Source organism: Methylomicrobium album BG8 (assembly GCF_000214275.2).
GTDB lineage: Bacteria > Pseudomonadota > Gammaproteobacteria > Methylococcales > Methylomonadaceae > Methylomicrobium > Methylomicrobium agile.
Genome location: NZ_CM001475.1, coordinates 1,004,847 through 1,018,207 on the forward strand (window position 1 = coordinate 1,004,847; position 13,361 = coordinate 1,018,207).

Annotated in this window: 18 protein-coding genes; 16 read left to right on the forward strand and 2 right to left on the reverse strand. The window is 57.0% G+C overall.

All coding sequences use genetic code 11. The features are described from left to right. Positions 1 to 237 precede the first annotated feature (237 nt). The 9 genes from METAL_RS04330 (at position 238) to METAL_RS21795 (ending at position 6,011) form a co-directional block, all read left to right on the forward strand. Positions 238 to 771, forward strand: a complete 534-nt coding sequence (locus tag METAL_RS04330; protein WP_005369972.1) for an REP-associated tyrosine transposase — start codon at positions 238 to 240, stop codon at positions 769 to 771. A gap of 37 nt (positions 772 to 808) precedes the next feature. Next, positions 809 to 937 (forward strand): hypothetical protein, encoded by a 129-nt coding sequence (locus METAL_RS21790; protein ID WP_281023977.1) that lies wholly within the window; start codon positions 809 to 811, stop codon positions 935 to 937. 287 nt (positions 938 to 1,224) lie between these two features. Beyond that, the gene (locus METAL_RS04340) at positions 1,225 to 1,422 is read left to right on the forward strand and encodes a DUF5397 domain-containing protein (RefSeq protein WP_005369974.1); all 198 of its coding nucleotides are present in this window, start codon (positions 1,225 to 1,227) and stop codon (positions 1,420 to 1,422) included. Next, entirely contained in the window at positions 1,422 to 1,700 is a 279-nt protein-coding gene (locus METAL_RS04345; RefSeq protein WP_005369975.1) for a virulence factor, read from the forward strand. Before METAL_RS04340 ends, METAL_RS04345 begins: the two co-directional genes overlap by 1 nt. Further along, the gene (locus METAL_RS04350; RefSeq protein ID WP_213069454.1) at positions 1,667 to 2,545 is read left to right on the forward strand and encodes a hypothetical protein; all 879 of its coding nucleotides are present in this window, start codon (positions 1,667 to 1,669) and stop codon (positions 2,543 to 2,545) included. The genes METAL_RS04345 and METAL_RS04350 overlap by 34 nt, the downstream gene beginning before the upstream one ends. 283 nt (positions 2,546 to 2,828) lie before the next feature. Then, entirely contained in the window at positions 2,829 to 3,800 is a 972-nt protein-coding gene (locus tag METAL_RS04355; protein WP_005369977.1) for an Rpn family recombination-promoting nuclease/putative transposase, read from the forward strand. A gap of 441 nt (positions 3,801 to 4,241) precedes the next feature. Next, positions 4,242 to 5,213: an Rpn family recombination-promoting nuclease/putative transposase gene (locus METAL_RS04360; protein ID WP_040578454.1), complete on the forward strand. Its 972-nt coding sequence runs from the start codon at positions 4,242 to 4,244 to the stop codon at positions 5,211 to 5,213. Between the two features lie 323 nt (positions 5,214 to 5,536). Continuing rightward, the gene (locus METAL_RS04365; RefSeq protein ID WP_005369979.1) at positions 5,537 to 5,734 is read left to right on the forward strand and encodes a DUF5397 domain-containing protein; all 198 of its coding nucleotides are present in this window, start codon (positions 5,537 to 5,539) and stop codon (positions 5,732 to 5,734) included. Between the two features lie 133 nt (positions 5,735 to 5,867). Beyond that, complete coding sequence (locus tag METAL_RS21795; RefSeq protein ID WP_342633128.1) at positions 5,868 to 6,011, forward strand: hypothetical protein; 144 nt, start codon at positions 5,868 to 5,870, stop codon at positions 6,009 to 6,011. Between the two features lie 616 nt (positions 6,012 to 6,627). On the opposite strand, the gene METAL_RS04375 is transcribed toward METAL_RS21795, so the two are convergent. Next, positions 6,628 to 6,918 (reverse strand): type II toxin-antitoxin system RelE/ParE family toxin, encoded by a 291-nt coding sequence (locus tag METAL_RS04375; RefSeq protein ID WP_005369987.1) that lies wholly within the window; start codon positions 6,916 to 6,918, stop codon positions 6,628 to 6,630. A gap of 28 nt (positions 6,919 to 6,946) precedes the next feature. Continuing rightward, positions 6,947 to 7,192, reverse strand: a complete 246-nt coding sequence (locus METAL_RS04380; RefSeq protein ID WP_005369988.1) for a type II toxin-antitoxin system Phd/YefM family antitoxin — start codon at positions 7,190 to 7,192, stop codon at positions 6,947 to 6,949. A 455-nt stretch (positions 7,193 to 7,647) separates the two neighbouring features. Here METAL_RS04380 and METAL_RS19810 point away from each other — a divergent pair, with 455 nt between their 5' ends. The 7 genes from METAL_RS19810 (at position 7,648) to METAL_RS04415 (ending at position 13,358) form a co-directional block, all read left to right on the forward strand. Then, on the forward strand, positions 7,648 to 8,526 hold the full coding sequence (locus tag METAL_RS19810; RefSeq protein ID WP_005369989.1) for a SapC family protein: 879 nt from the start codon (positions 7,648 to 7,650) through the stop codon (positions 8,524 to 8,526). A 387-nt stretch (positions 8,527 to 8,913) separates the two neighbouring features. Beyond that, positions 8,914 to 9,420: a Rossmann-fold NAD(P)-binding domain-containing protein gene (locus METAL_RS04390; protein WP_005369992.1), complete on the forward strand. Its 507-nt coding sequence runs from the start codon at positions 8,914 to 8,916 to the stop codon at positions 9,418 to 9,420. Between the two features lie 21 nt (positions 9,421 to 9,441). Next, the gene (locus tag METAL_RS04395) at positions 9,442 to 10,161 is read left to right on the forward strand and encodes a flagellar brake protein (protein ID WP_005369994.1); all 720 of its coding nucleotides are present in this window, start codon (positions 9,442 to 9,444) and stop codon (positions 10,159 to 10,161) included. Positions 10,162 to 10,639: 478 nt separating this feature from the next. Then, positions 10,640 to 10,894, forward strand: a complete 255-nt coding sequence (locus METAL_RS04400; protein WP_005369996.1) for a PA3496 family putative envelope integrity protein — start codon at positions 10,640 to 10,642, stop codon at positions 10,892 to 10,894. A 128-nt stretch (positions 10,895 to 11,022) separates the two neighbouring features. After that, positions 11,023 to 11,604, forward strand: coding sequence for a PilZ domain-containing protein (locus tag METAL_RS04405; RefSeq protein ID WP_005369998.1), 582 nt, complete (start codon positions 11,023 to 11,025; stop codon positions 11,602 to 11,604). Positions 11,605 to 11,640: 36 nt separating this feature from the next. Further along, positions 11,641 to 12,636, forward strand: a complete 996-nt coding sequence (gene birA / locus METAL_RS04410; protein WP_005369999.1) for a bifunctional biotin--[acetyl-CoA-carboxylase] ligase/biotin operon repressor BirA — start codon at positions 11,641 to 11,643, stop codon at positions 12,634 to 12,636. Continuing rightward, positions 12,633 to 13,358: a type III pantothenate kinase gene (locus METAL_RS04415; protein ID WP_005370000.1), complete on the forward strand. Its 726-nt coding sequence runs from the start codon at positions 12,633 to 12,635 to the stop codon at positions 13,356 to 13,358. Before birA ends, METAL_RS04415 begins: the two co-directional genes overlap by 4 nt. The last annotated feature ends 3 nt before the right edge of the window (positions 13,359 to 13,361 follow it).

Below are 13,361 nucleotides of genomic sequence, written 5' to 3' on the forward strand. Positions count from 1 at the left end.
AACCGGCTTTGCCGGGTTCCGCCGAAAGCCTTCCGCCGCAGGAGAGTGGATTGCCCGGCATGGCGGCGGATCGCCTGACGGCATCCGCCCTACGGGAAAGATAGCGGTTTACCGGTTTCCGCTATAGGGGTCGTATGAACACTGTATGAAAACTGATGCTATATTTTCTTCTACAGAATACTTATTAAGCGGATCGGCTGATGGTCATCATCCGCGTCTATGCCGGAGGAAATAAAGATGCCTAATTATCGGCGATGTCGGGTGTCGGGAGGCACTTATTTTTTTACGGTGAATTTGCTGGAACGGCGTTTGGATCTGTTGGTTCGGCATATTGATTTGTTGCGTGAAGCGGTACGCGTGACGCGTTGCGAGCGGCCATTCCGTATCGACGCCTGGGTGGTGCTGCCCGATCACATGCACTGCGTTTGGACTTTGCCGTCGGGAGATAATGATTTTTCCAATCGTTGGAAAGCGATCAAGATTCGTTTTGTGCAAAAGATACCGGCTGTCGAACGCCGTTCGCAGGTACGGACGAATAAGGGAGAACGGGCAATCTGGCAACGGCGCTTTTGGGAGCATTCGATTCGCAGCGAACAGGATTATGCGGCCCACATTGACTATTGCCACTGGAACCCGATGAAACACGGTTTGGTGAAGCGCGTAGCCGATTGGCCGTATTCTTCTTTCCATCGCTACGTCCGCCACGGCTTACTGCCGGAAGATTGGGCCGGCAACGATCAGCCTGATTTGGCCTGCGGTGAACGTGATTGAGCCGTAAGGCGGAACCGGCTCTGCCGGGTTCCGCCGAATGAGTGTGGATCGCCCGGCATGGCGGCGGATCGCCTGGCGGCATCCGCCCTACGGAGCGATCGATCGCGAACCGAACAACCAGGAAACCCGTAAGGCGGAACCGGCTCTGCCGGGTTCCGCCGAATGAATGAGTGTGGATCGCCCGGTATGGCGGCGGATCGCCTGGCGGCATCCGCCCTACGGAGCGATCGATCGCGAACCGAATAACCAGGAAAACCGTAAGGTCAAGGATGGCCTGCCGAAAGCCTCCCCGGGGAAACCCGGGGAGGCTTTTTTGTTTGGCTATCCGGATTTGTGTGTGCTTTCGGTGTCTGAGTTGGCCGCCGTCATTTTGGCGTAAACCCGGATGTTGATGTTGTCTTTTTCGTTATGTTTGACTACCATTAAACCGGATTTCATTGTAGGAGAGCTGTCATGCACGCAGGCGTTGCGCCGCCCATTCCCGTCGGCAAGATCAAGAGCTTCGGACCTTTCGGACCGAAGTACGAGGTAGGCCAGGCCCTTCGCCAGTTGGATGATGGCGACTGGATGGTCGAGGTTACGATGGTTGAGACGGGAGAGAAGGCCGAGTATCGCCTGACGCATCTATCTGACGATCCGGATGCGCACTGATGTACGCAGTGGCTTTCGATCTGGTGGTGACTGACACCGAGAAGCATCACCCGAAGGGTGTGACGCAGGCGTACACCGAAATCGGCGCAGTGCTCGCTGAGTATGGCTTTCGTCGCGTGCAAGGCAGTTTGTACGTGACCGAGAACGAAGACATGGCGAACCTGTTTCTCGCCATCCAGGCACTGCGAGCCAGAGCGTGGTTTCCGAAATCGGTGCGCGATATTCGCGCCTTCCGCATCGAGCAGTGGTCAGACTTCACCCCGGTGGTGAAGTCGTAGGGCGGAACCGGCTCTGCCGGGTTCCGCCGAAGGAGAGTGGATCGCCTGGCATGGCGGCGGATCGCCTGGCATGGCGGCGGATCGCCTGGCATGGCGGCGGATCGCCTGGCATGGCGGCGGATCGCCTGGCATGGCGGCGGATCGCCTGGCATGGCGGCGGATCGCCTGGCATGGCGGCGGATCGCCTGGCATGGCGGCGGATCGCCTGGCATGGCGGCGGATCGCCTGGCATGGCGGCGGATCGCCTGGCATGGCGGCGGATCGCCTGGCATGGCGGCGGATCGCCTGGCATGGCGGCGGATCGCCTGGCATGGCGGCGGATCGCCTGGCATGGCGGCGGATCGCCTGGCATGGCGGCGGATCGCCTGGCATGGCGGCGGATCGCCTGGCATGGCGGCGGATCGCCTGGCATGGCGGCGGATCGCCTGGCATGGCGGCGGATCGCCTGGCATGGCGGCGGATCGCCTGGCATGGCGGCGGATCGCCTGGCATGGCGGCGGATCGCCTGGCATGGCGGCGGATCGCCTGGCATGGCGGCGGATCGCCTGGCATGGCGGCGGATCGCCTGGCATGGCGGCGGATCGCCTGGCATGGCGGCGGATCGCCTGGCATGGCGGCGGATCGCCTGGCATGGCGGCGGATCGCCTGGCATGGCGGCGGATCGCCTGGCATGGCGGCGGATCGCCTGGCATGGCGGCGGATCGCCTGGCATGGCGGCGGATCGCCTGGCATGGCGGCGGATCGCCTGGCATGGCGGCGGATCGCCCGGCATGGCGGCGGATCGCCTGTCGGCATCCGCCCTACGGAGCGATCGATCGCGAACAGAACAACCAGGAAAACCGTAAGGTCGAGGATAGCCTGCCAAAAGCCTCCCCGGGGAAACCAGGGGAGGCTTTTTTGTGTAGGGTACGCTGTGCGTACCTTTCGACATCAATGGTACGCACAGCGTACCCTACGGGTGATTGACCGCGAACTGAACAAGCATCTCGTAGGGTGGATTCGCCGCCAGGCAATCCGCCACGCCTTGAAGGGGATTGGCGTTTTGCTATCGCAAAAACGCCCTACCCATCCTAACGGAAGCGGAAAACCACCGTCGAAACGCCTGCCGAGGCATGTTATCCTAACGCCATGAACCACGATCACGCCTACAAGCTGCTGTTTTCCGAACCCGAGATGATTGCCGACCTGCTGCGCGGCTTCGTGCATCAACCGTGGGTCGACGAACTGGATTTATCGACGTTGGAGCCGGTGGCGTCGAGCTACGTCTCCGACGACTTACGCGGCCGCGAAGACGACGTGGTCTGGCGCGTCAAACACAAACGCCGCTGGATCTATGTATATTTGCTGATCGAATTCCAGTCGACGATCGATCCCTTCATGGCTGTCCGCTTGCTGACCTATATCGGCTTGCTGTACCAGGATTTGATCAAGCGCAAACCCGGAGGGAACGACAAACGCCTGCCGCCGGTCTTTCCGATTGTGCTGTACAACGGCGAATCGCGCTGGCAGGCGGCGACCGAACTGAAAGACCTGATCGTGAACATGCCGGGTGGGCTGAGCGATTACGTGCCGTCGCTGAAATACTACCTATTGGACGAAGGGGCGTATCGACAAGAAGACCTGGCGCCGCTCAAAAACCTGGTGGCGGCGATTTTCCGGTTGGAAAATTCGCGCACGCCGGCCGATATGTTGGCGGTCATCGACAATTTGGTAGAATGGCTGGCATTGCCGGAACAAGCCCGCTTGAAACGGAGTTTCAACGTGTGGATCAACCGGGTATTGCGGCCGATGGGCGCAGATTTTCCCCCTTCAAGCGATTTAATCGAGATGAGAGCTATGTTGACGCAACGTATTGAACAATGGGCAAAAGAATGGCAACGGCAGGGCAAGGCGGAGGGCAAGGCGGAGGGCCGGCTGGAGGGCCGGCTGGAGGGCCGGGCGGAAGCCAAAGCGCAAACGTTACTCAAATTGTTGACCTTGAAGTTCGGCCCACTACCCGACTGGGCGGAACGGAACGTGTCGACCGCCGGTGCGGACCAGTTGGACGCCTGGATTGAACGGGTACTGACGGCCAACGATTTGAACGGGTTTTTTGAATAACCCGTAACCCGTAAGGCGGAACCGGCTTTGCCGGGTTCCGCCGAAAGCCTTCCGCCGCAGGAGAGTGGATCGCCCGGCATGGCGGCGGATCGCCTGCCGGCATCCGCCCTACGGGGATGATCGATCGCGAACCGAACAAGCAGTCCCGTAGTCTCGTAGGTTGGGTTAGGCGCCAGCCGTAACCCAACTTACGCATCTGAGTCCGCAGCTCGTAGGGTGGATGCCGCCAGGCGATCCGCCGCGCCTTGAAGGCTATGGGCGATTTGCTATCGCGAAAACGCCCTACGGCAAGCAGTCCCGTAGGATGGATAGAGGCGCCAGCCGCAACCCATCGCGAACAACCGGCCGGGCATTGTAGGATGGATTTCGCTTCACTCTACCCATCCTATGGAACGAAAAACCACCGTCGAAACGCCTGCCGAGGCATGTTATCCTAACGCCATGAACCACGATCACGCCTACAAGCTGCTGTTTTCCGAACCCGAGATGATTGCCGACCTGTTGCGCGGCTTCGTGCATCAACCGTGGGTCGACGAACTGGATTTATCGACGTTGGAGCCGGTGGCGTCGAGCTACGTCTCCGACGACTTACGCGGCCGCGAAGACGACGTGGTCTGGCGCGTCAAACACAAACGCCGCTGGATCTATGTATATTTGCTGATCGAATTCCAGTCGACGGTCGATCCCTTCATGGCCGTCCGCTTGCTGACCTATATCGGCTTGCTGTACCAGGATTTGATCAAGCGCAAACACTGGGGGAACGACAAACGCCTGCCGCCGGTCTTTCCGATTGTGCTGTACAACGGCGAATCGCGCTGGCAAGCGGCGACCGAACTGAAAGACCTGATCGTGAACATGCCGGGTGGGCTGAGCGATTACGTGCCGTCGCTGAAATACTACCTATTGGACGAAGGGGCGTATCGACAAGAAGACCTGGCGCCGCTCAAAAACCTGGTGGCGGCGATTTTCCGGTTGGAAAACTCGCGCACGCCGGCCGATATGTTGGCGGTCATCGACAATTTGGTAGAATGGCTGGCAATGCCGGAACAAGCCCGCTTGAAACGGAGTTTCAACGTGTGGATCAACCGGGTATTGCGGCCGATGGGCGCGGATTTTCCCCCTTCAAGCGATTTAATCGAGATGAGAGCTATGTTGACGCAACGTATTGAACAATGGGCAAAAGAATGGCAACGGCAGGGCAAGGCGGAGGGCAAGGCGGAGGGCCGGCTGGAGGGCCGGCTGGAGGGCCGGGTGGAAGCCAAAGTGCAAACGTTACTCAAATTGTTGACCTTGAAGTTCGGCCCACTACCCGACTGGGCGGAACGGAACGTGTCGACCGCCGGTGCGGACCAGTTGGACGCCTGGATTGAACGGGTACTGACGGCCAACGATTTGAACGGGTTTTTTGAATAACCCGTAAGGCGGAACCGGCTCTGCCGGGTTCCGCCGAAGGAGAGTGGATCGCCCGGCATGGCGGCGGATCGCCTGTCGGCATCCGCCCTACGGAGTGATCGATCGTGAACCGAACAAGCAGGAAAACCGTAAGGTCAAGGATGGCCTGCCAAAAGCCTCCCCGGGGAAACCCGGGGGGCTTTTTTGTTTGGCTATCCGGATTTGTGTGTGCTTTCGGTGTCTGAGTTGGCCGCCGTCATTTTGGTGTAAAACCGGATGTTGATGTTGTCTTTTTCGTTATGTTTGACTACCATTAAACTGGATTTCATTGTAGGAGAGCTGTCATGCACGCAGGCGTTGCGCCGCCCATTCCCGTCGGCAAGATCAAGAGCTTCGGACCTTTCGGGCCGAAGTACGAGGTAGGCCAGGTCCTTCGCCAGTTGGATGATGGCGACTGGATGGTCGAGGTTACGATGGTTGAGACGGGAGAGAAGGCCGAGTATCGCCTGACGCATCTATCTGACGATCCGGATGCGCACTGATGTACGCAGTGGCTTTCGATCTGGTGGTGACTGACACCGAGAAGCATCACCCGAAGGGTGTGCGCAGGCGTACACCGAAATCGGCGCAGTGCTCGCTGAGTATGGCTTTCGTCGCGTGCAAGGCAGTTTGTACGTGACCGAGAACGAAGACATGGCGAACCTGTTTCTCGCCATCCAGGCACTGCGAGCCAGAGCGTGGTTTCCGAAATCGGTGCGCGATATTCGCGCCTTCCGCATTGAGCAGTGGTCAGACTTCACCCCGGTGGTGAAGTCGTAGGGCGGAACCGGCTCTGCCGGGTTCCGCCGAAGGAGAGTGGATCGCCCGGCATGGCGGCGGATCGCCTGTCGGCATCCGCCCTACAGGAGTGATCAATCGCGAACAGAACAACCAGGAAAACCGTAAGGTCAAGGATGGCCTGCCAAAAGCCTCCCCGGGGAAACCCAGGGAGGCTTTTTTGTGTAGGGTACGCTGTGCGTACCTTTCAACATCAATGGTACGCACAGCGTACCCTACATGGGTGATTGATCGCGAACTGAACAAGCATCTCGTAGGGTGGATTCGCCGCCAGGCAATCCGCCACGCCTTGAAGGCTATGGGCGTTTTGCTATCGCAAAAACGCCCTACCCATCCTAACGGAAGCGGAAAACCGCCGTCGAAACGCCTGCCGAAGCGTGTTATCCTAACCCGTAAGGCGGAACCGGCTCTGCCGGGTTCCGCCGAAGGAGAGTGGATTGCCCGGCATGGCGGCGGATTGCCTGTCGGCATCCGCCCTACGAGCTACGAGCTTGGCTTTTTTGCGATAGCAAAACATCAACCCCCTTCAAGGCGCGGCGGATTGCCTGGCGGCGAATCCGCCCTACGAGCTATCCATCCTACGAGACTCAGTTACGGTTCAGCCCCGTAGGATACTGTCAATGTCTCGGCTACCGTGCAGAACACGAATGATGTCGATGCCTGTTTGTGAAATCCGGTAAAAAATTAAATAGGAATCGACAGAGAATTTATATAGCCCGCAGTATTCATCTCGCTGGATGCCAAGCCCGGGGAAATCGGTTAATAATTCGCATTTTTGCTTGAGCATTGCCATGTATTGAGAAGCAGCGGTGAGCTTGTCACGGGCAATGAAATCCCGTATTTCTTTTAAATCACTCCTGGTTAGCGGTGTAAACCTTGCTGTCGCCATATTAAGGCAGCCCTAAAAACAAGCGGCTTTAAATGAGTCCGTTAAAAGCGGTTTCGCTATCCACTAATTGGCCTTCGTCGGCTTGGCGGATACCTGCGTTTAAGTCGCTTTGTAAAGCTTGCAACTTTAACTGTTGATATGCCGCGTATTCGCTTTCCGAGATCATGACCGCGACAGGGCGACCTTTTTTCTCGATGGTCACCGGGTTGCGCTGTACCATATCGAGCAAGGCGCCAAAATGGGTTTTGGCTTCGGTTGAAGGCATACTGACCATGGTATTTGCTCCACAATGATTAAAATGATTATTTTAATCATTGTGGCTATCGCTGATTGATTTTGCAAGCAAAAAATAATTGCGCACGCCCTTCTTGGGAAAGCGATCAATTATTAACCCGTAACCCGTAACCCGTAACCCGTAACCCGTAACCCGTAACCCGTAACCCGTAACCCGTAACCCGTAACCCGTAACCCGTAACCCGTAACCCGTAACCCGTAACCCGTAACCCGTAAGGCGTAACCCGTAAGGCGGAACCCGTAAGGCTGAACCCGTAACCCGTAAGGCGGAACCGGCTCCTCCGGGTTCCGCCGAAGGGTGGCTATATTCCCATCCAGGCTTGGGGACGGTGGATTTATGCTATGCTAGCCTCAACCAGACGGAGAAGTCCGGCGGGGATGAGGTGGCCATAGTATCCGTCCTCCTTTCCATTTCAATTAGCCTTAACGATAGAGATGAATCCGAATTACCAACCCTTAGATGCAGTTCCACATCGGCAACACGGCCGAAAAAAAGCGCAGGGCTATGTATTTGCCCGGAACGATGCTTTCGCACCGTTGTTGATCGCCGAATTGTCCCATGCCATCGCACATTACCCTTTGGCCTTCAGGCCAATCGATTCCGGTCCTTTTCAAGGGCATTTTCAGTTGGTTGTCCTGTTGGGCATGTGCGCGGGCGAAAATCTTTTCGTCGATGCCCACGGTCAATGGCGGGCACCGTACATTCCCGGCCATTTTCGCGCCTATCCTTTCAGGTTGCTGCAAGTCCGGTCGTCGGAAGACAAGCAATTGATCATGCTGGGATTCGATCACGCCAGCGGACTTTACCGGGAGGCGCCGGATCCTCTGCAGCAGGAGGAGCGTTTTTTCGATGATCAGGGACAACCGCAGCCCTGGTTGCAGGAAGTGAGTAACTTTCTGGTTGAGAGCGCCAAGAATCAGCGTCTCACTCAGCAGGCGGTCGAAGCGCTGGCAGCCGCCAAAGTGTTGGTGCCCTGGGAGTTGCCCAAAGCCGGCCTCGATGATGAACGTCCCTTATTGAGCGACCTTTGCTGTATCGATGCCGCCGCCATGAAAACATTGCCCGGCAGCGTACTGGAGATTCTGCGCGATACCCAGGCGCTCGATCTGGCTTATGCCCAGCTGTTTTCAATGCAGCGCTTGGTCTCGCTCCAGGCCCTGCATAGGCAGCGAGAGCAGCAAAAAGCCAAGGCCCATGCGGAAGGCCGGCGCGAACGGCAGCTGCCGATTGGCGATTTGGGTCTGGGCGCCCTATTTGGCACCTCGGCTCCATCGGATTCCATGGATCTCGAATGGCTGAAAAATTATAAATAACCGTAAGGCGGAACCGGCTATGCCGGGTTCGCCGCATCTTGCAGTTGTAGGGCGGATTCGCCGCCAGGCAATCCGCCGGGCTTTGAAGCCTGTTGGCGTTTTGCTATCGCGAAAACGCCCTACGGTTTACAGGTCTTGGATATGGGAGAAGCCGTAGGATAGGTAGAGGCGTCAGCCGAAACCCATCGTGAAGTAGGATATGGGTTTCTTGATGGGTTTCGCTTCGCTCTACCCATCCTTGTCGTTGTAGGGCGGATTCGCCGCCAGGCAATCCGCCGGGCTTTGAAGCCTGTTGGCGTTTTGCTATCGCGAAAACGCCCTACGGGTTTTGGATACGAGAGAAGCAACCGTCTAAATGGAACGTATTTTTTCCTTAGTAATTTGATCATGAGTTTATTACAAAGCATAACGACAGAATATGACGATGTGGAAGATCGCATTAAACTGGTCGGTAAATTTCGGAACGGCGATCTGATCGTGATGTGGATCACACAACGGCTATTTTCGCGTTTGTTGCCGGTACTGCTGGATCGCCTGCAGGCGGCGACGGGCAATCTGCAGCAAGTGGGGCAGGTAGGCAGTGTGGTGCAGGAGTTTGCCCAGCAGGCGGCGCGCGCTCAGATGAAGCCGCAGCCGCCGCTTAAGCCGGAATCCGGTGCGCAGGCATGGCTGGTAAAGTCGATCGACGTGGCCGCCACCCCGAACGGTTTGCGCCTTACTTTTAAGAGTGGCGATAGCGGGCGGGCGGTTCTGAAGCTGGAGGGTCAGTTTCTGAGGCAGTGGTTGAACATTCTTTACGATATCAACCGCAAAGCCGGTTGGCCTTTGAGCCAATGGCCGGATTGGGTACGCGAGAGCGCGCGTGCCGTTCCAAAGCGTGTGGTGAAGCATTAATTATTCTATAAATTGTATCCTATGTTTAATGACACGGATTATATGGTTCATAACAAGTCCCAGATCCTCAATCATCTGACTTCATTGTTTAAGAAAAAATGTCTGATCCTGTTGAGCTTCGATAAAAATGGGACATTCGTTACGACGCTTGCCGCGATAGAGCCGCAAAAGGATCTCCTGCTTTTCGACTGCGCACCTTCCGAGCATTTAAATTCGCAGGTGCTCAGCGCTTCCCAGGTGGAATTCAATTCGAATTTTTCCGGTATTAAAGTCCATTTTCAAGGCAAAAATATCAGGAAGACCCATTTTGACGGAGAAACCGTCTTTTCAATGCCGATACCCAAATCCATTGAGTGGGTACAGCGCCGTCAATTCTACCGGATCAGATTGCCTTTGCTGCGTTCAACTTTGGTAAAACTGTTTGTGGACGATCAATTCCTAGCCGATATGCCGCTCTACGATATCAGTATTTCCGGTTTTTCCCTGATAAACGATATTAGCGGTCTATCGCATTTTTTTGAAATTGGCCGGAAATTTTCGGGCTGCCGGCTCGTTTTGGAGAATGCTTTTAATCAGGAAATTGAGTTTCAAGTCGTGAACGTCGTGCGGCTCAATCCGAATCAGCATGATTCGGCTCAAAAAATAGGATGCAGATTTATCGGTTTAAGGCCTGCTGCCGAGTCCGGGATTCAGCTCTACATGCAGTATCAGGAAAGAAAAAATCTCAGTAAAAAAACATAAGTTCGATGTTTAGAGGGTGTGGCAAAAAATCACTTCCCTAATGGAGTACAAAGCTGGCTTTGTTACTCAGTCATTTGCAAAGCCGGCTTTGCAAGGCTTTGGGGCTAAACTGAACGACATTGCCGAAGCGAGAGGGTGTTCTCCAAATGCCGGACGGGATAAATATCCCGTCCGGCACCGGTATCTTTGGGTTCAGCCCGTAGGGTACGCTGTGCGTACCTTGCATGTCCGGTCGTCCGGCGCCAGAAAGGCAGTCAGGGCGGCCGCGGAATCGGACCGGGGGCGACGGCGGTTATTCGGCGGGCGTTGAACGAGCAACGGCTCGATTTTTTCCGAACCGAAACGAATGTATGGCGCATCTTCAGGCCGGTACCCGGCAGAAAACCGTGTTCTGGATAGAATCGCTGCAGGTAATTATTTTTCTTTACAACGGTCTTTTAGATAATTATAAAACGCATTTTTAACAGCTTATTTTGCTATGACGAAAGACATACAGCCCTCCGTAGTGGAAACTTCCAAAGCCGAGCCCGAAACTGAAAAAAGCAAGCACGATGCCGATATCGAGATCGAAGATTACGACTTGCAGCTGATAGACGAATATATTTCGTTTCCGACCGAAGACGAAAAAGCCGTGAAAAAAATGGCGGCGCGCCGGAAAATCGAAATGTATTGGGAGAAAAAACGTTTGAGGGAACAATTAGGCGATTTCGACGAAAACGAGCTCGATTTTTGATCGAAGCGGAACCTATCGTTGGGCATCGTGCCGACGTTCTGCGGAAGAACGCGGCCATTTACCGGAATTTTAGCATCCGCCGCCGCTCCGCGGCGCCCTAACCGACAAATGACCAGGAGACCTGCGTTATGCCAGAAGCCGGAGACAGACGGCGGTTTTTTCGCATCAACGATGAAGTCGATCTTTATTTTCGAAAAATCGTTGCGCAAGAAGCGCGTGAAGACAGCTATATCGACGAGAATGTGCTGACCAGCGCTGCCTTGCCGCAGATCATGGCCGCGGTGGAGCGGGAGATGGACAGTCTTATGGCGCGGATTGAAGCCGCTCGGCCCGAAACCGCCGAGTATTTGAAACTGCTCAATTACAAGGTCGACATATTGGCCCAATGTATCCTGAATCAGAGCGATCTGGCTCGGGAAAAAAATTCCTACCAGGTGAGTCTGAGCGCCTCGGGCCTTGCCTTCGGCAGCGAACAGGCGTTGAGCGAAGGCGATTTTCTGGAGTTGAAGATTCTGCTGCCGGCGTCCCGGGCGCTGGTCACCACCTGTTGCCGGGTGGTTCAATGCCGGCGAAATCCGGTAAAAGAACAGCGTTATCCCTATGTCGTCAGCGTCGATTACATAAACATGAAGGAAGAGGACCGGGAGGTCCTGGTCAAGCATGTAGTCAAGCGCCAGTTGGCGCAGATCCGGGCGCTAAAGGCTTGCTGAGTATACCGTCATGGGCTATTGGAGATACCCGAATCCGTGCTGATTGCAGATAACCAGAAAAAAATTCTGACTTTGCTGGCCGACGGCGAATTTCATTCCGGCGCCGAGCTGGCGGAAGCGCTGGGAATGAGCCGTTCCGCCGTCTGGAAGCATCTGAACGGACTGGATGCCCTCGGTATCCGGTACGCGGCGGTCAGCGGCAAGGGCTACCGGCTTTCCCACCCCATCGAACTGCTGCACGGCGACGGCATCCTGGCGGCTTTGGGCAGCGAAAGGCGCGCCCTGGTTTCCCGGCTGGAAATCCATGACCAGATCGACTCCACGAACACTTACCTGAGCCGGTTGGCGCGGCAAAACGCGCCTTCCGGCCATGTCTGCCTTGCCGAACGGCAAATCGCCGGCAAGGGCCGGCGCGGCAGGCAGTGGGTTTCGCCGTACGGCAGCAATATTCTGCTGTCGATCCTGTGGCGCTTTCAGCAGGGGCCGGCCGCGATCTCGGCGTTGAGCCTGGCGGTCGGCGTCGCGGTGATCCGGGCGTTGCGGCGGTTGGGGGTCGGCAATGCCGGCCTGAAATGGCCGAACGACATTTTCAGCGAGGGCAAAAAACTGGGCGGAATCCTGATCGAAGTGGCGGGCGAAAACGAAGGCCCCTGTCACGCGGTGACCGGCCTGGGCTTGAACCTGTTTTTGCCGGAGGAAGAGGCGGGATCGATCGAACAACCGTGGACCGACCTGAACCGGATCGCCGGCGGGCGGCCCGTCGGCAGAAACCGGCTGGCCGGGGAATTGATCGATCAGATACTCCCGGTATTGGCCGGGTTCGAGCGAACGGGGCTTGCGGCCTACCTGGACGAATGGCGGGAGTATGACTGTCTGCGCGGCGAGTGGGCCAGCGTTTTTATCGGGACGCAGCAGTTCGACGGGACGCTGGAAGGGATCGATGTGCAAGGCTTTTTGTTGATGCGCGACGCGGAAGACAGGCTGCGCGCCTTCGCTTCCGGCGAAGTCAGTTTCCGGCGCCCCTATCCGTGAATCTGCTCGTCGACATCGGCAACTCCCGCCTGAAATGGGCGACTACGGCGCCGGACGGGCTTGTGGTCGGCGCCGCGATAGAAAATCATGCGCTGACCGAAGCGCGCCTGGCCGAGGCTTGGGGGAGGCTTTCGAAGCCGCCGGACCGACTGGCGATTTCCTGTGTTAGCGCGGCACGGCTTGCGGAAATCGTGTGCTTGGCGGCTGTCCGGCTATGGCCCGCCATTACGGTATTCGAGGCGAAATCGGAAGCGCAGGCTTTTGGGGTGACGAATGCCTATCTTCAGCCCGAAAAGCTCGGCGTCGACCGCTGGCTGGCCTTGCTGGCGGCACGTCGCCATCATGCCTCGCCGGTCTGCATCGCCGATTGCGGGACCGCGATTACACTGGACCTGCTCGACGAACATGGCCGGCATCTGGGCGGAATGATCAGCCCCGGCCTGGAGCTGATGAGAAAGTCGCTCAGCGCGGGCACGGCGGCATTGATCTACGAGGATTCGGCTTTTGCCGTGGGTCCCGCGAACCATACCGGCGCAGCGATTTACAGCGGGGTGGTGTCGGCGGCGGCCGGCCTGATCGAACATGTTTTCTCCGCTCAACCGGACGCCTGCCGGTTGCTGCTGACCGGCGGCGATGCGCCGCTGATCGCCAGCCAGCTCGGCTTCCCTTGCCGGATCGATCCCGATCTGGTGCTTCGCGGGCTGTCTTTGCTTCTGGAATAACCC